Here is a 20,996-nt window from a genome sequence, read left to right on the forward strand (position 1 = left end):
CAACCGGAAAACCCCAGCAGCGCTCGCGGCGAAAACCTGCTGATAGGAACCCTTTCAAGTCCCGAACGGGTACGATCGGCGGGTGTTCGATGCGTCCCAGCAGACAGCGCTCGCGTCCGCCCGAAAAACCGCTGGTCAAGCAGGCTGTTTTGGCGACCCAGTCGCAGCTCGTCCGCGAGCTGCTCTTCATTGAGGCACCGACACCGCCGCCACCGTCGAAATCCTGCTGACCCAGGTCGCAGCTCGTCCGCGAGCTGCTCTTCATTGAGGCGGCACCACCCCGGAAATGCTCTCCGCCTTCGCGCACCAGTCGCAGCTCGTCCGCGAGCTGCTCTTCATCGAGGACGAAGTGGGCAGCAGCCCCTGACCGGTCAGTGCGCAGGCTGCTGGTGGAATCGCCAGGCGTCAGCGACGATGTCGGTGATTTTCGGCTGACTCGGTGTCCAGCCGAGTTCGTCGCGGGCGCGGGCCGATGAGGTATAGAGGGCGGCGGGATCTCCTGGGCGGCGGGGGGAGATTTCGATGTGCAAGGGCAGGCCGGTGATCTGGCGGACTGCGTCTAGGACCTGTTGGTTGCTGTATCCGATGCCGTTGCCCAGGTTGTAGATTCGGTGTTCGCCGGGCTTTGTCGCGTCCAGGGCGAGGAGGTGGGCTCGGGCGAGGTCGGTCAGGCCGATGTAGTCGCGGATGCAGGTGCCGTCGGGGGTTGGGTAGTCGTCGCCGAACAGCTTGAATGTGGCGCCGGTGGCGGCGGCGTTCAGTGCGAGTGGGATGAGATGGGTTTCGGGGGTGTGGCGTTCGCCGATCATGGTGCCGTCGGGGTTGGTGTGGGCGCCTGCGACGTTGAAGTACCGCAGGGATGTCGCGCCGAGTGAGCCGGTGCGGCAGTAGGAGCCGATGGCCTGGTCTACGGCCAATTTCGTTGCGCCGTAGGTGTTTACTGGGGTGGTCGGTGAGGTCTCGGTGAGTGGCAGTTCGGTCGGCTCGCCGTAGACGGCGGCGGTGGAGGAGAAGACCAGTCGCTGCACTCCTGCGGTGTGGATGGCTTCCAGCAGGGCGAGGGAGGCGCGGGTGTTGTTGTCCCAGTGCCATCCGCATCCGGGGTGCTGCATGGACTCTCCGGCGGCGATGAGGCCGGCGAAATGGAGTACCGCGTCGAATTCGGCGGCGGGGGTCAGGACGGTGGCGATGTCGTGGACTTGGCAGCGGACGAAGTCGGCGTCGGTGGGGATCTGGCGGTCGTCGTTGCGGGAGAGGTCGTCGACGATCGTGACGCGGTGGCCGTGGTCCAGCAGCATGCGGGCGACGGTGGCGCCGACGTAGCCGGCGCCGCCGGTGACCAGAACCTTCACTTAGACCTGCACTTTCATGGCGAGGAGATGGTCGTGGATGGTGGTGCGGTGTTCTCGGAAATACTGTTGCGGGTTCGACAGCGGGTTCGTTCCGGTCCAGCCGGTGATCCGAGCCCAGACGCTCGGCACCACCGTAGCGACATCGGATCGATTTCCGGTCACTATCCAGGTGTGTGCCAGGGCGCGGCCGAGGCGTTGCGCGATTTGCTGGTACTCGGCGACGATTCGGCCGCTCGGGGGGTGGGAGTAGGCGCTGAACGCTACCGCGTCCGGACGTGGGCGGCCGAATCTGGTGTCGAAGCGACGGAACGCGCCTTCCAGGTACGCCCAGAAACGGCCGGGGTCGGCGGGAGCGCCGAGTGGGTCTGCCCGCCACGTCAATTCGGCGCGCATTTGGTCGGCCAGTGGTGCGGGCATCAGGTGGAGGTCGTGGTGACGGTAGGCGCCGTCGAGCATGGCGGTGGCGCGGAGCACCTTGATGCACAGCCGGTTCACGGTCAGGTGGAACTCGACGGTCGCGTCATCGTCGAGCCAGCGGTCGGTCAGGCCGGACCAGAACCAGCACATGACGTAGTAGAGCAGGATCTCGTAGGCGTCGCGCTCGTCCAGTCGCACCCGGGTGTGTGGTGGCAGGCCGTGTGCGGTCAACGGCACGCCGATGTTCTTGAAGTCGTGGCCGAGGGAGGTCGCCACCCTGTCGTAGTCCCGGATCGGCATGGACATCAGTTCGACTGCGGGAAAGAATGTTTCGGCCACTGTCCGAACCTTCCGCAGGGAGGTCGCGGGTCGGGTTCCGGAGTACACGTAGAGCAGGTCGATGTCGCTGAGCAGTGTCGGCCCGCCGGCTTCGCTGCGGGCGAAGCTCGGCTCGCCGCGAGCCAGCGAACCACCGACGATGAGCCAGTCGTCGGTGGGCACCGACCCACCGAGTTCGAGCAGCGAGTCGGCGACGACCCTGGTGGCCGCGAGGACCGCCGGTTCGGGGCCGGGCAGATTGGTGACGATGCGGCGGGCCAGGGTTGCGGTGTCCATCGTGCTACCGCCCGGCCTTTGCTGTCACCACGTGCGGACAGTAGATTCCGCAGATCGTGCACGGCTTGCCGTCGGTGAGCAGATCCTGTTGCAGGAAGACCTGGTTGGCCAGATCCGGATACATCGCGTGCTCGGCCTGGGTTTTCCAGGCGTTCTTGCGGCGGGCCCGGCTCATCGCCGCCTGGCGGGTGATCTCGGTCGCGTTGCCGCGACTCAGTTCCAGGGCTGTGATTGCGACGCGCGCATTACGAACCGCGGCGGCGGTATCTCCGGCCGACGGCATCGCGTAGTGCTCCGCCTGGGTGATGGAGGCGAACATGTCGCCGCCGCAGGCACCGGCGGTGGCGATACCGATGGTGTTGACGATCGAGTCCAGAGATACGGCATTGTCGATGACCATCGGTCCCGCCAGCCACAGCGGTGCCCCGCCGAGCGCTTCCTTGTACGCGGGGATCAGCTCGCCGATTCGATGCAACGGGATATGGCCGCCGGATTCACAGAGAACCTGTACCCCGCCGGCCAGGATCTGCTTGCGAACGTCGGCAAGCAGCTGGATCTCCGCCCATTTCGTCTCGTCTCCCGCATCGGCGGTGGCTCCGGGGCGGAAGACGTCGCCGAGGTCCACAACCACCTCCAGCCGACGGCAGATATCGATGATGCCGTCAAGGTGTTCCAGTAACGGGTTGTCGCACTGGTGGATTCGCATGTATCGGTCTATCAGCCCACCTCCGCGTGAGGTGGTGGGCATGATCCGGTCGGAGCGGGTCATCATCTCCGCCAGTGCCGGGCTCATACCGAAATGGGCGAGCACGAAATCGATCCCACCAGCCAGGCCGTGTTCGAATCGTTCCAAAAATTCGTTGCGCGACAACTTCTTTCGCGGCTCCGTGAACAGGTCATAGGTAACGCAAGCCCCGAGCAGCACACCCACGATCTCCTTGAGTTCGCGGCGCAACGCGATCCCTTCGGGGTTGGTGGTCAGGTCCATTACCGCATCCGGTCGGGCGGCCAGGATCACGCTCATCGCCTGCACGATCTTGTCGCGGTCGGTGTCCTTCGGGCCCAGTCCGATCAGGGCACTGATCTTGCGACGCGTACCGGCGCCGACGAGCAGCGGCGAAAAGTCTGGCTGGATACGGCTCGCGGCACTGCGCAGGAAAACCAGCTGCCCCGTCGCAATGGCTGCAGCCGCATCCTCGGGAGCGAGGTCTTCCGCGGCGCAAGTTTCGATGAACTGAATGTCGGCGCTCGACGAGCTCATTCGGGCTATCCCTCCCAATAGTGCCTCACTTCAATGGCATTCATGGAGATTCCGACGAACGACATCGGCTTGTCGGGCTCCGTGTCAAGCCTTGCGCCGACTTGCCTCGAGCCCAATCTCCTTGCGGGATATCTCCGTTGGGGATTGCCCGTTCTCCGTGAGCCGGTCACGTTCCGTGACGGCGTCCGACAATGGCAGGCTACGGTGGGGTGACGCACCCACCGGCCCAGCCGAAAGCGTGGATTCATGCGAAACCGATACCAGTGCCAATTGTGCTCGAATGCGACCGCCGTCGACGCTGCCGCGGGTCTGTGTGCCGTATGCGCGCGATCCGCCGGCTTCCGCCGGCCGCTGCCCGCCGACTTCTTCACCACCGAGGAGATGCGGGTCGCATTGGCACAGCACGACTTCGGCGTCGTGTTCACTGAGATCCGTAGACGCACCGGATTGTCCCAGTCCCAGCTCGCAGCCCTGGTCGGGTTGAGTCAGGCGCGGGTCTCCGAGGTCGAAGGGGGGATGCGGCGGCTCGCCGGAGTCACATCGATCGCCCGGATCTCGACAGTGTTCGCGGTGCCTGCGCAACTACTCGGCTTCCACGTGAACACCGCCTCCGAGGCCGGTAGCCTGGCCAGCGAGGAGGTGGACTGGGTGGACCGAAGAGACTTCGTCACCCTGGCGACCGCGGCAGCGCTCGGATCACGTCTACATCCGGAGCTCGAGCGATTGGCCGCCTTGCTTCCCGACCGGCTCGAGCCGATCAGCAGACTCCATATCGGCGACTCCGACATCGATGCGGTCGAAGCAATCAGCGACGGATTCCGGCGCTGGGACCTTGCTCACGGCGGCGGACTGTGCCGCACCGCGGCCCTCAGCCAATTGCAGCAGGTCGCCGTACTCGACGACGCCGTCTGCACACCGAGTGTTCGAGCTCGGTTGTATGTCGCTACCGCCGAACTGGCGAGCATGGCCGGGTGGCTGGCCTACGACGTCGAGGATCACAACGCCGCGCGGAGGCTGTGGACTTATGCTCTGCACACCGCGCAGCGCGCCGAGGAAAGTCCTCGTTCGACCGACCTCATGACTCTCATCCTGCTCGATATGGCTCACCAAGCGTTGCACCTGCGTCGGCCGAAAGACGCGCTGTCCTTCGCCCAGCTTGCTGCAGCGACGTCCACCAGCCGGCGACATCCGGTATCGCAGATCACTGCCGGCTACATACAGGCGGTCATTGCCTGGTGCTGGGCTGCACTCGGCAAAGCCGATTCCACGAACAGAGCGCTGGCCGAATCTCGGCGTCGCTACGATGCGGCGAGTGCCGACACGACGCCACCGTGGGCATGGTTCGTCACCGACGCAGAAATCGCTGCCCAACAGGGACATTCGCTGTACCTGCTGTCTGCGACCCAACCTCGATTCGCCGAGGCGGCGGTCACCCGACTGACCGTGGCGGTGCAGGGGCACGCAGCCGAACATGAACGCAGCCGCGCCGTCGTCCTGCCTACCCTTGCGGTCGCGCATTTCCGCGTCGGCGACACCGACTCGGCAGTCCGGGTCGGACGCGAAGCTGTCTCCGCCGTGAGCACGCTTTCCTCACGACGCTGCTACGCGCGCTTACGTGACCTGGATACCGTGGCGGCACACCACCAGCAGCTACCGGCCGTACTGGAATTACGAGCCGAGCTCGCCGCCGCTCCGGCAGGGTGACCGTGGCCGCCGACAGCACGCTTCCCGGGTTTGCCGAGCTTGAAACAGCTTGCCGCGCATATGGTTTGAGCGCAGTCGGAGCCCAGTTGCTTCATCGGCGGTCGAATGCCGTCTGGTTGGTCGGCGACACTGTCGCCCGGCTTGCGCCGGACACGGCCCTGCGGCGGATACGTGCGAGCACCGGCGTCGCGGTCAGTCGATGGCTTACGGCCGTCACCGCCGAACCGATCGCGTTGGACCCGCTGCCGGGCGAACAACCGGTGCTGACCGGAGCCGCGGTGGCGACGTTCTGGCCGTATCGGCCCACCACAGAACGCCCGACCATCGCCGCCGTCGCCGATCTGGTCAGGCGCCTGCACGCACAACCGTTGCCGCCGTTCGAGATTCCGACCTACCGGCCGCTCCGGCGACTACAGGACGCACTCGATGTCGACGATGCGCGAGCGGAGCCGGCATTGACCGTCGAGGAGCGGGATTGGTTGCTCGTTCGCGCGCGGGAGTTGATTGCAGCGTTCGACGCAACCGAGTTCCCGCTCGGCCGCGGTCTCGTGCACGCGGATGCCCATGACGAGAACGTCATCATCCATGACGGGCGATGGGTGCTCATCGACTGGGACAACGCCTGTTTCGGTCCGCGCGAACTCGATCTGGTCGGCACATTGCCCGACCATTTCCACACGTCACGCAGCGAACGCGCCGAGTTTGTCGGCGCCTACGGCTACGACCTGCTCGAGTGGGCCGACTGGCCACTGCTGCGCGATATCACCGAATATCATTCGCTCGGCTCGTATATCCGGCTCGCCCCGAGTGTTCCGCAAGCCGCGCGTGAGCTTCGCCGTCGTGTGGAGTCGCTACGCAGTGGTGACCGTCGCGTCGTATGGCGGACCCTCTCCAGATGACGTCGGCGAAAGTTCTTGCCGTGCCGTTATATTCACGCCAACAGCAAACCCCCGTCGACGGTCAGGATCGTTCCGGTGACGAAGCTGTTCTGCATGAGGTGGAGGTGGGCTGCCGCGATGTTTTCCGGTTCGCCGACCGTTCCGGTCAGGGTGCGCTGGGCGAGGGTGGCGAACAGGGCCGTGCGTTGCGGTTCGGGGATGGCGTCCCACATCGGGGTGCGGACCGTGCCCGATGGGACGGCGTTGACGCGGATGGGGGCCAGTTCGATGGCCAGTCCGCGCACCAGGCCTTCGGCCGCGGCGGCGCTGGTGGCCGCGAGGGCGCGGCCGGGGGCGGGGCGGACGCCGATCGTCCCGGTGGTCAGGGTGATCGAGCCGCCTCGGCGGATGCGGGGAGCGGCGTATTTGACCGCGGTGATCGCGCCCCAGAGGCGGACGTCGAACATCGCGCGCGCCTCGGTCAGTGGGGTGTCCTGCACGGTGCCGGGAGGTGCGGCGTCGCCGGCGGTGAAGACCAGGTGGTTCAGCTCGCCTACGTGGTCGAACAGGGCGATGACGTCTGCTTCGTTGCGGAGGTCGGTTACCAGGCCGTCGGCGCCGTCCGGTAGTCCGGCCAGTGCGGTCTGCAATCGCTCCTTGTTGCTGGAGGCGATCGTGACCTCGGCGCCGGCAGTCGCCGCGGCGTGCGCGGTGGCCAGGCCCATGCCGGAACTGCCGCCTATGACGACGATTCGCCGGCCGGTGAGGGTGGATTCGGTCATGGGTTTCTCCTGCTTTCCGCACCGACTACGCGATGACTCAGAGTGTCATCGTAGCAGTGATGACACTCTGAGTCATTGTTAGGATGACGGGATGCCGCGATGGGATCCACGAGCCGAGGAGCGGCTGCGCGAGGCCGCGTTGGAGCTGTATTCCGAGCGCGGGTACGAGCACGTCACCGTCGCGGAGATCACCGAGCGGGCCGGGTTGACCCGGCGCACGTTCTTCCGCTACTTCACCGACAAGCGTGATGTGTTGTTCGCCGGATCCGACCGGCTGGGGCCGACTTTGGCGGCGGCGGTGCTGCGCGCGGACGCGGCGCTGTCGCCGTTCGAGGCCGTGCTCAGTGGTCTGGTGCAGGTGGGTGATCTGCTGACCGAGCAGGGATCCTCGATCGCCGTGCAGCGCCGGGCGATCGTGCGGAGCAGTCCCGAATTGCAGGAGCGTTCGCGAACGAAATTCGCCGCGGTCGCCGATTCGCTGGTCGACGCGCTGGAGCGGCGGGGGGCGCCGGCAGCGGAGGCGCGCCTGCTGACGGAGGTCGGCGTCGCCCTCTTCCGCGAGGCGTTCGAGCGCTGGACCGATGCGCCGGGGCCGGCGCGTTTCGCCGACCATGTGCACGAGGTGTCGGCCGAGCTCGCGGCCCATCTGAGGGTCGCCGACCCGCATGTTCCGGGCGGCGGGTGACGGGAGGCTCCCGCGGTCAGCTGCGGGCGTCGGCGAGTCTGATCATCAGGTCCTTGCTCTCGTGGAACAGGGCGGCGAAGCTCGGATATTCTTTGTAGTCACCGTATTTGGGGGTGAAGTCGATGGCGGTGTATTCGCCGTCGGGGTCGGTGCGGGTGGGGTCGAGGAGCCAGATGTCCTCGCCGGAGGCGATCAGGAGGGTGCGGCGGAACAGTTCCAGCGGTTCGTTCGGGTAGTCGTCCTCCTCCATCTCCTCGGTGTAGATCTCGATCAGTTCCTCGCCCCATTGGGTGTTGCGCAGCCAGTCGATCTCCGCGCACGGCGCGACCGCGTCGATCCAGCCGCCGACGGCTTTCCAGCCGTCGGTGACGCTCAGGAAGGCCGCCAGGCTGCGGGGCAGGGGGATGCCGAGGCGCAGGGCGGTGGCGGCGAGGGTCTGTTCGCTCGCGGGATCGGTTCCGAACCAATGGGTTTCGAGCTGTTCGGGGGTGAGGTGCGGGCGGATGTACTCGTTGGCGGTGCGTACGTACACCTCTCCGTAGCGGGGGAGGTAGGTTCGCCATTCGTCGGCGGTCCGGGGGGCCGATTCGGCCGGGGTGTCGGTCATGGAAATCCCTTCTGCCGGTGGTGGATCGGAGGTCATCGCTGGAGGATGGCCACCCGGGCCGGGGCGGTGACGTCGGCGACCGTGGGGCGGACATCGGCTACGCGGCACAGCAATTCGAGGTCCTCGAGGAAATTCTCGTCGTCCTCGTCGTAGGCGCCGGGGTCGTCGATGCCCATTTCCGACAGGGCCTTCGTCAGCACCGCGATGTCGCTGCCCTCGGCGTCACTGGCGCAGTTCTCCTGGAAGGTCGCCAGGGTGTCGCCGTCGCGGCTGACCAGGAAGACGGTGTCGGCGTTGATGCTGCAGTACGACGAGACCGCGAACGTGCCGCGGGACAGGTCCGGACGGTTGGCGCCCTCCCAGCCGTTGTCCTCCACGAGCAGGGTGTGCGGGCCGAGGGGGAACGCGGCCACCACGTGGTGCCAGTCGGCTTCCTCGTAGCTCGCGCGGCGCAGCAGTTCCGGCCATGTCGCGGTGGAGATCTCGGCGTCGGTGACGCCGAAGCGCCGCAGCGCCTCGTCCGGGTCGACGTCGTGGATCACCGTGACGCAGTACGCCTCCATGTCCAGGCCCGAGTCCATCCAGGCGAGCAGATCGTCGGCGTCCGCGGGGGACTCGTCCTCGACCGGTTCGGTGTGGTCCGCGGTGGTCGCGTCGACGTGACCTCGGCCGTGCACCCAGCGCACCTCGTCGTCGGCGCCGATCAGCACCAACGCCCAGCTGCCGTGCCCGTCCGATTCGATGAACCGCCAGGTCAGATACGTATCCGGTTGCAGCAGGGTGCGGACCTCGTCGGGCTGCACGACGGTGGTCATCCCGCCGCCGACGAACTTCCGCTTGAACACCAGGCCGGACTCTTCGTCCTGCCGGACGACGGTGCGTTTTCCGTTGTCGGACCGGAGGATTCGGGTGCCGAGGATCTCGGCCACCGGCGCCCGCTCGCCCAGTGACTCCGGTTCGATCGGGCCGGCGAGCACGCTGTACACCGCCAGGCCGTCGTCGTAGAGGACCGCGTCGCCCTCGTCGGTGACCCGGAGCGAGGAGTAGCTGCGCACGGGGGCGTCACCGCGCCACACGACGTCGGGCCCGTCGTAGACGGCGAAGACGCCGTCCAGCTCGAGTCGCAGCGAGCCGACCGCGCCTGCGGCCCAACTGATCACGCCGTCACGGTGGACCACCACGGCGCGGCCGTCCTCGTCGTAGCGCAGGGCCCATTCGCCCGACGCGGACACCACCGGTTCTCCCAATACAGCGAACTGGCGCAGCAACCGCGGCATCGCACACTCCCGACATTCCCGGCTCGATCGACAAGTCGAGCCGACCCTACCTGTGATCGCGGTGTTCCACCGGGTGGGGACAGCGGGCCGGGCGCGATGCCGAGGGTATGAACCACTTGGTCACCGGCGCAGCACTTTTCGCGCTGGATCGGCGGTACTTCCGGCGCCGGAGGCGGTGGCGGCGCGGGCTCGGTGGCGTGAGGACGTCCGCTGCGCAGGTGCGCCGACCGGCGAGTTCGAGCGGAGGCCGACCCGCTATCCGGGCGGCGCCTTCTCGCCGGTCGGACCGATCGCGGACCAGACTCCGCCGATACCCTGGCCGAGCAGGTCGCCCGGGGTGTGGTCCCCGGAGTAGTAGTAGGCCGGGCGGCCTGCGATGGTGAGCTGGCAGGAGCCGTCCGCGCGCTCGACGTAGCCGGTCAGTTCGGGGTCGACGCCGTAGGCGTACAGGTTCTGGGTGTGGCCGATCAGCAGCGGGGGCCACATGGTGGCGCAGTCGCCGTTGCAGGTCCAGGTGGTGGGCTCGGCGTCGTTGCCGAGCCGGTAGAGGGAGCGGCCGTCGTGGTCGGTGACCCGCATGCCGAAGGTGGGGTCGATGGCCACGCGGAGTTCGACGGCGTCGGCGTCCGGTGGGACGGGGCCGTTGTAGATGTGCAGCCACTCTTGGGTTTTCGCGAGTGGCGAGGTCGAGGCGGCCGGCCGGGCCGGGTCCGCGGTGGCGGTGGGGGTCAGGGCCAGCGCTGCGGCCGTGGCCACTGCGGCGAACGCGGTGCCGATCATTGTCGTGGGGCGCGACATGAGTTCCTCCGAGAGTGTTTGCCGGTGAACACGATTCTGCGGGGGCCGGGGGCGGGGGTCTGTTCGTGCGGTGTCGTTCGGTGTGTATGCGTCGCTACACAACGGATCGGGTGTCATCCGATGTCGACGACCCGGGCCCAGGCGGGTGGCCGGGGCGGGCGGCGGTAGGTGTCGGTTTCCGCCGGTGACGGTTCCCGGCGGAACAGGCCGACGATCGTCCGGCAGGGTGGGCGGCCGGGGGGCCAGGGGGTGTAGCCGTCGGTGAGTACCACGATCACGTCCGGGCGGGGTTGTGCGCGTAGCGCTTTCGCGAATCCGGTGCGCAGGTCGGTACCTCCGCCACCGATCAGGGGGATGCCGTCGGCCCGGCACAGGGGGTCGGCGATCCGCGCGGCGGTGTCGCAGGACAGGACGGTGATCAGGTCGCGGCGGCCGCCGACGGCCCGGGTCACGGCGAGGGTTTCGAGCAGCGCGCTGCCGAGTTCGGTATCGCTGACCGAACCCGAGGTGTCTATCACCACAGTGACTTTCGGCGGGGTGTGGCGCCGGCTGGGCAGCACGATGCCGGGCAGGGCGGCGGATCGCCGGGCGGGTCGGCCGTAGGTGTAATCGTCGCCGGCGCCGGGGGCGGCGGCCGCCGCGTGGACGGCCGCTCGTAACAGTTCCCGCCAGGGCTGGGGTGGATGCAGCGCTTCCTCCGCCCAGCGCCGCCAGCCTCGGGGGGCGTTGCCGGGGCTACTATTGATACCTTGTGCCACAAGGAATCTCACCGCGTCGCGGTCCTGTTCGGTGAGCCCGTCGGCGCCGTCGGGGCCCAGGTCCCAGTCGCGGTCGGCGCCGTCGGCGCCGCTGCCGCAGTCGAGCCAGGCCGCGTCCTGGGTGTGGCGGCCGAGGCGGAACTGACGCAGGTAGTCCTCCATGAGTTCGCCCGCGCGCAGGCCCAGGGTCGCGGGGGTGACCGCGCCCTCGGGTTCGATCAGACCGTCGCCGAACGCGTCGTCGTTGATCTCGGCGTCGGCGGCGATGTTCATGCGCAGTCGTTCCGCCGGGCCGGACAGGTTGTGCGCGTGCGCGAATCGGTCGCTGCGGCCGTGGTGGTCGCGCAGCAGATGTGACACCTCGTGCACCAGGATCGAGGCCAGTTCCTCCACCGGCCTGGCATTCACGAATTCGGGCGACAGGTAGCACCGCCAGTAGCGGTCCACGCCCATCGTCGGCACCCGGTGTGATTCGACCGGATGCAGTGCGTACAGGGCTGTCGCCAGGTACGGGCGGGCGCGGGCGGCGAGAAGCCTTGCGGCGCCGAACTTCTCGATGTCCAGGGGTGAGGTCATCGGGCCACCCCGGCGGCGACGCGGGCGGCGGCGCGGTCCGCGGTCCGGGAGATCGACACCGTCGCGGTGAGTCCTTCGATCGAGGCGGGGACGTCCCAGTCGTCCCGGCGCAGGGTGGCGAGGGTGGTCGCGGGCACCACCACCAGGTCCGGCGCTCCGGTTTCGACGGCCTTGACCAGGACGGCCCAGGCCGCGTCCCAGCGGGATTTCTCGGGGTGGCGGCGGACCGCCGCGACGACCCCGTCCAGTACGGCCTGGCGCAGATCGCCGCGTTCGGGGAGTTCGGCGGCGGCCGGATCGGCCAGGAGCAGTTCGGGATCGGGGAGGTCCATGCGGTCGATACTCGTCAGCAGTTCGAATCCGGGGCCGTCGCCGACGGTGCCCCGGACCAGCAGCGACAGGACGTCGCGGCCGGCGTCCGCCGCGGTGGTGAAGGCGATCAGCCGCACCGTCATCTCCCAGCTGCGCGGCGAGGGCCAGGCGCCGCCGCGGTGGGTTTCGCTGCCGGGCAGTTTGTGCACCAGGGCGGGGCGGGCCGTGAGCAGGCGGCACACTGCCCGGCGCGCGAAAGCGACTGCGTGCGGGAACTTCTCGGGATCGAGTTCCGGCAGGGTCGCGCGGGGCCAGACGCCGCCGAGGCCGCGGACGACCACGTCGGGGTCGTGGGTCCAGTGCAGATGCACGAACCGGTTGGCCAGCGGCGGGCCGAGTTCCCAGCCGTCGGCCGCCGAGGAGCGCGGGTTGGCGGCGGCGACGATGCGGACTCCGGGCGGTAGCCGCAGCGCGCCGATCCGCCGTTCGAGGACGAGGCGCAGGAGGGCGGCCTGCACGGCCGGCGGTGCGGTCGACAGTTCGTCCAGGAACAGCAGTCCCCGGCCGGCGCGCACGAGGCGGACGGCCCAGTCCGGTGGCGCCAGCGGCACGCCGTGCGCGGCGGGGTCGTCGCCGATGACGGGCAGGCCCGAGAAGTCCGACGGCTCATGGACACTCGCGATCACGGTGGTCAGCGGGAGGTCGAGGGTCTCGGCGAGCTGGGTGAGGGCCGCGGTCTTGCCGATTCCCGGTTCGCCCCACAGCAGGACCGGGAGGTCGGCGGCGACGGCCACGGTCAGGGCCGCCAGTTGGATGTCGGGGCGCGGTTCGGTGGTCGTGTCACCGAGCCGGGTGAGCAGTTCGGTGGCGGCGTCGAGCGGGTGTGCGGGCATGTCTGAATCACCTCGGGGTCGTGTGGAATCGGGTGCGTGGCGCGGATCAGCGCGCCATCGCCTGCCGGGGGTGGGTGCGGTGTTCCGGACGGCGGCGCGGGACGGACGGGCCGGGTTCGGGCAGCCCGGACCGGAACTGCTCGTAGATGTCCCGCCGTCGCGCGGCGTGGTCCAGTTCGTCCCGCAGCGGCCCGTCGCGCAGTCGTGCCGCGGTGCCGAGCAGTCCCTCGACGACGGCCAGCGCACCGGCGATATCGCCGTGGTCCAGCCGATCACGAACGTCGGCAAGGCAATCCGGGCGACGGTGGGCCAGGTCGATCGCCTGCAGACACGGCAGCGGGGTGCCGGACAGGGCGACCAGCAGTTCCTCCCGGCGGATCTCGGCGGGGCTGTGGTCCAGTGCGGACAGTGTCCCGTTCACCAGTCCGATGCGGTGCCGCTGTCCCCGGCACTCCACCGGGTACGGCTCGGATCCGGCTGTGCGGCAAGGAGTTTCGGGTGGCGGGAGGTCGAAACCCAGCGCGGCGGCGACCAGTGGGTGGAGCCGGTCGGCCGTGATCGCGCCGGCGCGGAGCAGTTGCAGATCGGGCAGTATCCAGGTCGCGGCGTCGGGGAGGATCGGTAGCGCGGATATTCGGCCACTCGGGTATTCGGCCGTGGTCCGCAATCGTGGCGGGTCGGTCCCGTGCTCGGACGACTCGACGATCATCCGGCGCCGGGCGCCGAGCCGTATCAGGACCGGACCGGCGGGACGGCCTTCGGCGCGGCGCAGGATCGCCGCCTCGGCCGACCATCGACCGACGGCGCACCCGTGCGGGATCGACCCGCCGGGAGCGTCGAATTCCGCTGCGCCGGAACGTATTCGAAGCTCGCCGGTGCGGCGGGCGTCCCAGAGGTGCCGGTGGAGGTCGAGCCGGAATCGGCGGTCGGGCCGGGGATGCGGATACGGGCTGTGGCCGGTCTCGCGGTCGGATTCGTCCCACAGCGCGAGCGCGATCCGCTGCCCGGCGTCCGCCCGCGCCGGTGCGGTCCGGGCCACCAGATGCACAGCGGCACAGTCACTTCCGCCGGGATCGTAGCGGGCCAGCGTCGCCGTCAGACCCGGGCGGAGCAGTCCTTCGGGGGCGATCCTGGGCAGGTGCCAGCGCAGCAGATCCGGCGCCAGGTGCCGCAGGTCGGCCCGTACCCGGTCGGCGAATTCCCGGCCGTGGCTGCGGGTCAGTGCGGGCAGATCGACGTCGACCTCGAAACCCGCTGCGGCACAGGCGCCGATCCAGTCGCCGGCAGCACGCCGGGCGGTGGCCGTCTCGATCATGACAGGCGGCACGGCGAATTCGCGTACGCGCAGCCAGAGGGAAATTCGGGATTCGTTCCCGTTCGCGAGGGGAGGGTGCATCAGCACTCACCGTGTGCGAACGAGACCCCCGATCCTGTTTCGGAATGAGTAATCATCACCGTCGATGATAGCGCCTCGGCCGGCCGCGGTCGAGAACGGCGGTGCGGTCCAACACCTTTCGGCTCAACCGGTGGTCAGGGATGCGGCGGGCCCTCCTCGGGTGGGATGCGCTCGTGCGTGGTGAGCAGGATGTGGTCGAAGGCGGTGACGGTCTGCGTATGCGGCCGGGGCACCAGGGACAGGTCGGCCAGCAGTTGGGTGGCGATGGCGCGGAGTTTGGTGTTGGTCTCCTGCGATCGCCAGGTGAGCACCTCGAAAGCCTGGTCGGCGTCGATGCCGTACATGAGCATCAGTACGCCCTTGGCCTGTTCGATGACCGCCCGCGCCTCGACCACCTCCGGCAGCGCGGTGGAGACGGCGGCGTGCCCGGCCGCGTCGAGGGTGCCGGTGAGGTCGATGTAGTAGCCGGTGGTGCCGGTGGGGGCGCCGTCGTCGAGGATGCGGTCGGCGACGACCAGTGCGCTGTGCACGCGACCGGAGGTGTCGAGGAACCGGTGCCGGCCGGAGAACGGTTCACCGCGCTCGACCGATCGGGTGATCAACTCGGCGACGTGGTCGCGGTCCTCGGGATGTTTGTGGGACAGGATCAGCTCGGTGGTGGGTTCCACCTCCCCGGGGGCGTACCCGTGCATGAGGTAGACACCGGTGGACCATTCCCATCGGCGGGTGGCGAACCAGAAGGTGAACGCGCCGACCGCGGCGGAGTGCGTGCGGGCGCGGACGTTCTGGGACGAGATGTGTGCGGGGAGCTCACGGGGCGGTGTGTTCATCGGGTTCTCGGCGCAGTATCGGATAATCTATGTTCACACTGACAGATTTTCTTATAACACTGTTGGCAACCGACTGCAAGTCTGTAGGGTAGGAAACCGATGGACGACACCTCACACCCGGCGCCCGGCGTACCCGTCCCCGACCCGGCGCAGGGGGTTTACGGAATTTCGGTGGCCGCGGCGCTGTCGGGGGTGAGCGTGCAGTCGCTGCGGGCGCTGGAACGTCACGGGCTGCTGACCCCGTCGCGCTCCGACGGCGGTACCCGGCGGTACTCCGGTGACGACCTCGCCCGGTTGCGCCGCATCACCGCGCTCCAGGAACAGGGGATCAATCTCGCGGGCATCGCCCGGATCCTCGACCTCGAGGACGCCAACAGCGGACTGCACGCCGACAACTCGGATCTGCGCACGACCAACACCGGCCTGCACGCCGACAACTTCCGGCTGCGCGCCGAGGCCGATCAGCGGCGTGAACCGGAGCCGCCGCAGCCGCGGCACTGAACCGTCCGCGCGGCTATTTCATGCGCGACAGCAGGCCCAGGCCCTCGTCGAGCGCGCCGTCCTGCCCGAGGGCGCGGAAGTCGGCCGCAACCTCCGCGAGCGCGAGCCGGCCCGCCCGGACCGCGCCGTAGCGCACGTACGACCACAGGAACACGTCCAGATTGTCGAACCGGGTGCCGCCCTCGAGCACCTCCTCCTCGTGGAACCAGATCGCGATCGCCCCATCGGTCAGCACGCAGAAGTAGTTTCCGCCGCCGTCGGCGCCGATCGAGTAGACGTCGTCGTCGGTGAGCTCGGTCTCGTAGTCCGAATCGAGGATGCGGCAATCGTTTCCGGCGAAGTCGAAGCCGTAGGACCAGTCGAAGATGTCGAGGAACTGCGGCAGCGCACCCGAGCGCACCCGCCGGTCCAGTGCGGCCAGCGCCGCGGCGTCCGCGGGCGCCAGTCGGGTGAGAAACGGTGCCACCGAACGGGTTTCGCTGGGCACCCGGACCGGCTCGGCATCGGCGAACCAGCGGGCCAGATCGGCATCGAGATCGCGGTCGGTGTAGCCGGCCAGATCGGCGAGGGAGAGCGTCACGCGAGGATCGTAGAGCAGCCGCTCGCGGCGGTCGACGGGTTCGTCCCCGCGAAAGTGGCCGGCGGACCGGATCGGAGCGCGTCACCGTCGCTCGGTAGCAGCCGAAAGGGTTGGGGCGGGCCGGATTCGGCCGGTTGTGCACGGCAACGGCCTTCGGTGTGAATCCCTCGGCCGGCGGGTGCGCTCGTCCTGGTTCGCGCCGCTCAGGTCGTACCGACAACCCGGCCACGGCGCTGCCGGCGGAACTCGGGGGCACCGGATTCGTGGCGGTTGTGGTGAGTCGGTGCGTCGTGAGGTGACCGAGCAGGAATGTCGCGGTCATGAACAGGTGGGCGGGCGAATCGAACTGCGGTCCTTCGTGTCCCGCTCTCCCGACGGTCACGAAGGTCGAACTCGCCCCCACCCGGGTCAGGGCGTCGTGCAGCCTGGCACCATAGCTCACGGCGATCATCCGGTCGTGATCACCGTGCGCGATCAAGAACGGCGGCGCCCCGGCATGAGCGAGGAACACCGGGCTCACGGCATCCGGTTCCGGTCCGGCCGCCGCCGGATCCGCGACACCCGGCAACGCCACCTCCGGGGACGGGGGCAGCACCGACCGCTCCGGCCGGCTCCGGCTGACCGACGCCCGGACATCGGAGGTGGCGAACCAGCTCACCACCGCGTCGACCGCGGACGACTCGGTGACGTCCGGATCGGTGAACGCCGGATCGCCCGCGGTCAGGCCGACCAGGCTCGACAGGTAACCACCCGCCGACACTCCCCATACCCCGACCTTGCGCGCATCGATGCCGCAGGCCGCGGATTCCCTTCGCAGCCAAGCGATCGCGGCCTTGGCATCGAGGACCTGACCCGGATGCATGGTGGGCAGCGACCGGTAGTCGGCCGAGGCGATGGCCACACCGTGGCGGGCCACCGTGGCCAGCCGCTCTGCCGCGGCGGCCTTGTCACCGGCCCGGAACGGGCCACTGTGCAGATACAGCGCGACCGGCGGCGGAGTGTCGGTCACCGGCCGGTACAGGTCGAGCCGGTGGGCTTCGTCGGATCCATAGCTCAGATCCTCGAGGATCTCCAGTTCGTACACGAGTTCCTTCTCGACAGCAACGATGTTCCGGCAGGGACACCACCCGGCACTCGGTGGACAAGGTCGGTCATCTGCTGAGCCGTGCTTCCATGAGGAGCGCCAGACGTCCCTGCTCGTGGTCACCGACCATCTCGGGCACTTCCTCGGCACAACCCCGACATTTCGTCGGCCGAATTACATTCGGCCGGGACGATATGCGCATCACGTGTCCTCTTTCGCAGGGTGACGGCGGCGGCGATACCGATGTGACCGACCGGGTGAATGTCCCAAGCATCGCGAAAATTTCACCGCGACGCAACGCCTTCCACCCCCACTTTTCGTAGGAGCAGGCACGCGAACTCCCATGATTTGTAGGCATCGAGGCCCGCACACCCGAATTCGTAGGAGCACGGGCTCGAATTCATACAAAATGTAGGCACCGGCGATGACGCGATTTCGGCGACCGCGCGATACGCTCGGGGACAGTGGCCCAGCTCAATTCGCTGACAGCGAGGACCGGGGCACGTCGCGTTTCAGACGCGCCAGAAGATCATATGCTGCCAGTCCGGCCGTTTCTGCGGAAAAAACGATCGCCAAGTCCCGAAACAGAAGTCTGCCGTCTCGTTCGTGCCGAGATTGCGCAGGGTGAATATCTCCGGTACCGCGACGTCGAGGTGCATCCGCCGGCGCGACAGTTCCTCGTACTCCTCGGCCCGGCTGACCGACCCGATCAGCGCACGTCTGCGGGGTTCGCCGACCAGTCCGACCGACAGGTGCTCCAGCGCCAGAATCAGCAGATAGGCGAACGGTTCCCACCCTTGTTCCCCGAATACGTCTCTGGCGCGACGATCCAACATCATCCACATGACCAGATTCTTGTATTCGTCGACGCCGTCGAACCATTGCCGGGCTTGCTCGTTACAATATCCCAGATCGAAAGACCCTTGCGCGAACATCATGGCCGGCCCGGCCTGCCGATCGCAGAAGGATATTTCCCGATCCGTGGGCTTCTCCAGATCGTCGACCAGCCGCGCGCGCCCCGCCAGCACCTCGATCATATGGTCGAGCATCGATTCGGACATGGCCAGTTCGGGTATATCGAAGTACTTCCACACCGTTTCGATCCTGATCCCGCGGTCCCCGCGCTCCAGGGCTTCGACGGTTTTCTCACTGATCCCCAGCCGTACCGCCAATTGCTGACGAGTCAGACCGACCGCCTCCCGCAGGTGCCGCACAAGACGCGCCAAGCCATGTCGAGTCCCGTATTCGAGGCTTTTCTCCGGCACCGACGTCGCCCTCTCATCACCGCGCTCCATACCGTCCCGAGTCGTGACCGTGGCGGTCAGCGCTGCTTCCCGGAGACCCCCGGCGAACACCCTTCGGCCGGCCGCTCGGACGATACCCGACAGCACAGAATGCCTGCCAATTCCCCAGGGCTCCGGCGGAACACGACCGCCCCTCCCCGGCTGCCACCGCGAACACAAGGGTCGGCGGGCGCTGGCTGCGCCCGCCGACCTGTGGTGTGACCGGTCATCGACCGGCCGGGGATGGGATCAGAAGGCGCCGGCTGTGCCCGCGCCGCTCTCCTCGGTCAGCAGGGACGCCTCGGAGGCGCCGCCTCGGGACGGGGTCCGGCCGGTGCGCAGGGCGAGGGCCAGGCCCACGGTGAGGACGGCGGGGATGACGCCCACCGCGACGTAGGACCACTGGTAGGCGGTGTCGGTGTAGACGTTGGGGATGTCGTTGACCACCTTCTTGCCCATGTTGTCGGCGACCGTCCGGAACGGATGGGCCGACGCGATCGCGGTGAAGACGGCCGTGCCCACCGAGGTGCCGATGGATCCGAAGACCGCCAGCATGCCGGCGCTGACGCCCTGGCGTTCGGCGGGGACGGCGTCGATCAGCAGGTTCGGGTTGGCCGCGTAGTAGAAGCCGAACGAGATCCCGTACAGCAGGCCGATGAAGACCTGTTCCTGCCAGGTCTTGTGCCACGGGATCCACAGCGCGGAGGCGAGCAGCAGGGCCAGGCCGCTGGTCACGAGCAGGATGCGCGCGCCGATGATGCGGCACAGCCAGCCGCCGAGGACGCCGAAGATCATGCCGAAGGCCGCGGTCCAGGCGGTGATGTGCAGAGCCATCTGCAGGACCGTGAAGCCGTTGCCGTAGCTGATGTCGCCCTGGAAGGTGACGAACTTCGCCACCAGCGAAGGCGGCACGTGGGCCTGCGCGGCCCCGGCCGCGATGATCTGCGCCTCCAGATCCGCCGCCTTCGGCGTCTGGAACATGTACGCGATCATGATGCTGATCGCGCTGATCGAGAGCGTGACCAGGAAGGCCACCGCCATCGGGATCGCCACCGCCCGGGAACGCAACAGCGACAGCTCGATCATCGGTTCGGAGGTCCGCAGTTCCCATCCTATGAACGCGGCGAACAGGATCAGGCCGACGATCAGATACGCCAGCGAGGAGAAGGTGGCCCAGCCCCAGCTCGAACCCTCGCTCACGTACAGCAGGATCAGGCCGATCGACGCGCCGAACAGGACCGCGCCGATGATGTCGAGTCGTTGTTTGACCCGCAGCGGTGATTCCGGGACCGCGATCATCACCAGCGGTGTGGTGGCCGCGACGTAGATGATGAGGAACCAGAAGACCGAGTGCCAGCTGTAGTGGTCGGTCAGCGCACCGCAGATGATCGGCGTGAGCACGCCGCCGATGCCGAAGCCGGTCCCGACCACGCCGACGGCGATCGGAATCCACTTGCGCGGCATGAGATCACGGACCAGGCCGTATTCGACCGCGGTCATGGCCCAGGACGCGCCACCGAGGGCACGGCCGATCAGGAATACCGGCCAGCTCGAGGTGAGCACACACAGCAGCGCGCCGATCAGGAACAGCAGGCCGCAGAGCAGCGTGACCCGCTTCTTGCCGATCAGGTCGCCGAGTTTGCCCAGCAGGGCCATGGTGGCGCCGCCGGCGATGCCGACGATCGTGACCGCCCAGGTCACGCCGGCGCCCGCACCGGGGAACGAGGCGCTGAGTTTCGGGACGATGATCGAGACCATCCCGAGCTGCATCGGCGCGACCTCCGAATACAGCACCAGCGCAACGAGAATGGCGACCAGACGGCCCCAGCGGGCGGGGTCCACCCGCCCCATGTCCTCCGGCGCGACTGCCGCTTCCGCGGGTCGAATGTTCGTTTGTTCAGACACGATGTGTCACCTCAGCTACTTCGATGAGATCGGTTCGAGATGGTTGGAGGCCGACTGCCGCCTGCGGTGGGAGGAAGGGACGTGCGAAGAACCCGGACGGCGTCGAAGGCAGCGTTCGATTCCGGCCGAGCGGTTACGGGCGGCGTAGACGGGTTCCTGCTGGGGTGGGAACCGGTACACCGGGCGTATGTCGGATGTGTCGGTACAGCAGGCGAGCTCAGGTCGCTTGCGACCGGGGTTCGTCCACCGGATGGTGGTCGGCCGCTCCTGGACGCGAACGGTCCGTGAAGGATGCCGGCATGAGCGCTCTCCTTAGTACTGCAGCGACACGGTCCGCCGAGGCGGGCCCATGATGCAGACCGATCATAAGGTTTCAAGAACATAATTTTCAGAAAATGAGAATCTCGCTCCCACCACCGTCTTCCCCCGGCCCGGCCGCGTCGGGACCGCCGATGCGTGTGCGCGCCGTCACACTACCGCCGTGCGGTGTTCTTCTTCCGGC

At 68.1% G+C, this 20,996-nt stretch carries 18 protein-coding genes and 1 pseudogene; 4 read left to right on the forward strand and 15 right to left on the reverse strand.

Annotated features, from left to right (window positions below; all coding sequences use genetic code 11):
- Nucleotides 1–371: 371 nt before the first annotated feature.
- Genes galE through G361_RS0114515 form a run of 3 tightly spaced genes read right to left on the reverse strand, consistent with a single transcriptional unit; the run spans nt 372 to nt 3,645 of the window.
- The gene (gene galE, locus G361_RS0114505) at nt 372–1,352 is read right to left on the reverse strand and encodes a UDP-glucose 4-epimerase GalE (protein WP_019927809.1); all 981 of its coding nucleotides are present in this window, start codon (nt 1,350–1,352) and stop codon (nt 372–374) included.
- Complete coding sequence (locus G361_RS0114510; RefSeq protein ID WP_019927810.1) at nt 1,353–2,384, reverse strand: hypothetical protein; 1,032 nt, start codon at nt 2,382–2,384, stop codon at nt 1,353–1,355.
- Between the two features lie 4 nt (nt 2,385–2,388).
- Nucleotides 2,389–3,645 (reverse strand): phosphomethylpyrimidine synthase ThiC, encoded by a 1,257-nt coding sequence (locus G361_RS0114515; RefSeq protein ID WP_019927811.1) that lies wholly within the window; start codon nt 3,643–3,645, stop codon nt 2,389–2,391.
- A 246-nt stretch (nt 3,646–3,891) separates the two neighbouring features.
- On the opposite strand from G361_RS0114515, the gene G361_RS0114520 reads away from it, so the two are divergent.
- Both G361_RS0114520 and G361_RS0114525 read left to right on the forward strand, forming a co-directional pair.
- A complete protein-coding gene (locus G361_RS0114520; RefSeq protein ID WP_155981451.1) occupies nt 3,892–5,349 on the forward strand; it encodes a helix-turn-helix domain-containing protein in 1,458 nt (485 codons plus the stop codon).
- 2 nt (nt 5,350–5,351) lie between these two features.
- Nucleotides 5,352–6,248, forward strand: coding sequence for an aminoglycoside phosphotransferase family protein (locus tag G361_RS0114525; RefSeq protein WP_063711857.1), 897 nt, complete (start codon nt 5,352–5,354; stop codon nt 6,246–6,248).
- A 32-nt stretch (nt 6,249–6,280) separates the two neighbouring features.
- Here the strand turns inward: G361_RS0114525 and G361_RS0114530 are convergent, their stop codons facing one another.
- Nucleotides 6,281–7,009: an SDR family oxidoreductase gene (locus tag G361_RS0114530; protein WP_019927814.1), complete on the reverse strand. Its 729-nt coding sequence runs from the start codon at nt 7,007–7,009 to the stop codon at nt 6,281–6,283.
- Between the two features lie 91 nt (nt 7,010–7,100).
- On the opposite strand from G361_RS0114530, the gene G361_RS0114535 reads away from it, so the two are divergent.
- Complete coding sequence (locus G361_RS0114535) at nt 7,101–7,694, forward strand: TetR/AcrR family transcriptional regulator (protein WP_019927815.1); 594 nt, start codon at nt 7,101–7,103, stop codon at nt 7,692–7,694.
- 16 nt (nt 7,695–7,710) lie between these two features.
- Here the strand turns inward: G361_RS0114535 and G361_RS50315 are convergent, their stop codons facing one another.
- From G361_RS50315 to G361_RS0114570, 7 genes are all read right to left on the reverse strand, one after another.
- Nucleotides 7,711–8,301, reverse strand: a complete 591-nt coding sequence (locus tag G361_RS50315) for an SMI1/KNR4 family protein (RefSeq protein ID WP_019927816.1) — start codon at nt 8,299–8,301, stop codon at nt 7,711–7,713.
- Between the two features lie 32 nt (nt 8,302–8,333).
- Complete coding sequence (locus G361_RS43645) at nt 8,334–9,536, reverse strand: DUF6461 domain-containing protein (protein WP_155981452.1); 1,203 nt, start codon at nt 9,534–9,536, stop codon at nt 8,334–8,336.
- Between the two features lie 297 nt (nt 9,537–9,833).
- Nucleotides 9,834–10,376 (reverse strand): hypothetical protein, encoded by a 543-nt coding sequence (locus G361_RS0114550; protein WP_155981453.1) that lies wholly within the window; start codon nt 10,374–10,376, stop codon nt 9,834–9,836.
- Nucleotides 10,377–10,489: 113 nt separating this feature from the next.
- The gene (locus G361_RS0114555; RefSeq protein ID WP_019927819.1) at nt 10,490–11,710 is read right to left on the reverse strand and encodes a DUF2201 family putative metallopeptidase; all 1,221 of its coding nucleotides are present in this window, start codon (nt 11,708–11,710) and stop codon (nt 10,490–10,492) included.
- The gene (locus G361_RS0114560; RefSeq protein ID WP_019927820.1) at nt 11,707–12,915 is read right to left on the reverse strand and encodes a MoxR family ATPase; all 1,209 of its coding nucleotides are present in this window, start codon (nt 12,913–12,915) and stop codon (nt 11,707–11,709) included. Before G361_RS0114560 ends, G361_RS0114555 begins: the two co-directional genes overlap by 4 nt.
- A 46-nt stretch (nt 12,916–12,961) precedes the next feature.
- Nucleotides 12,962–14,311 (reverse strand): hypothetical protein, encoded by a 1,350-nt coding sequence (locus G361_RS0114565; protein WP_052172791.1) that lies wholly within the window; start codon nt 14,309–14,311, stop codon nt 12,962–12,964.
- Nucleotides 14,312–14,445: 134 nt separating this feature from the next.
- On the reverse strand, nt 14,446–15,141 hold the full coding sequence (locus tag G361_RS0114570; RefSeq protein WP_019927822.1) for a PAS and ANTAR domain-containing protein: 696 nt from the start codon (nt 15,139–15,141) through the stop codon (nt 14,446–14,448).
- 99 nt (nt 15,142–15,240) lie between these two features.
- Between G361_RS0114570 and G361_RS0114575 the strand changes: the two genes are divergently transcribed.
- Nucleotides 15,241–15,642, forward strand: a complete 402-nt coding sequence (locus tag G361_RS0114575) for a MerR family transcriptional regulator (RefSeq protein ID WP_019927823.1) — start codon at nt 15,241–15,243, stop codon at nt 15,640–15,642.
- Nucleotides 15,643–15,655: 13 nt separating this feature from the next.
- Here G361_RS0114575 and G361_RS0114580 read toward each other — a convergent pair whose 3' ends face one another.
- The 4 genes and pseudogenes from G361_RS0114580 to G361_RS43650 form a co-directional block, all read right to left on the reverse strand.
- Nucleotides 15,656–16,222 (reverse strand): hypothetical protein, encoded by a 567-nt coding sequence (locus tag G361_RS0114580; RefSeq protein ID WP_019927824.1) that lies wholly within the window; start codon nt 16,220–16,222, stop codon nt 15,656–15,658.
- Nucleotides 16,223–16,592: 370 nt separating this feature from the next.
- Nucleotides 16,593–17,456, reverse strand: a pseudogene (locus tag G361_RS51810) (alpha/beta hydrolase fold domain-containing protein); the annotation flags it as partial.
- Nucleotides 17,457–17,818: 362 nt separating this feature from the next.
- Nucleotides 17,819–18,601 carry a helix-turn-helix transcriptional regulator gene (locus G361_RS0114590; protein ID WP_231386877.1) on the reverse strand — a complete coding sequence of 261 codons (783 nt, stop codon included), beginning with the start codon at nt 18,599–18,601 and terminating at the stop codon, nt 17,819–17,821.
- A 237-nt stretch (nt 18,602–18,838) separates the two neighbouring features.
- On the reverse strand, nt 18,839–20,494 hold the full coding sequence (locus G361_RS43650; RefSeq protein WP_155981454.1) for an MFS transporter: 1,656 nt from the start codon (nt 20,492–20,494) through the stop codon (nt 18,839–18,841).
- Nucleotides 20,495–20,996: the final 502 nt, after the last annotated feature.

This window comes from Nocardia sp. BMG111209, assembly GCF_000381925.1.
Classification (GTDB): domain Bacteria; phylum Actinomycetota; class Actinomycetes; order Mycobacteriales; family Mycobacteriaceae; genus Nocardia.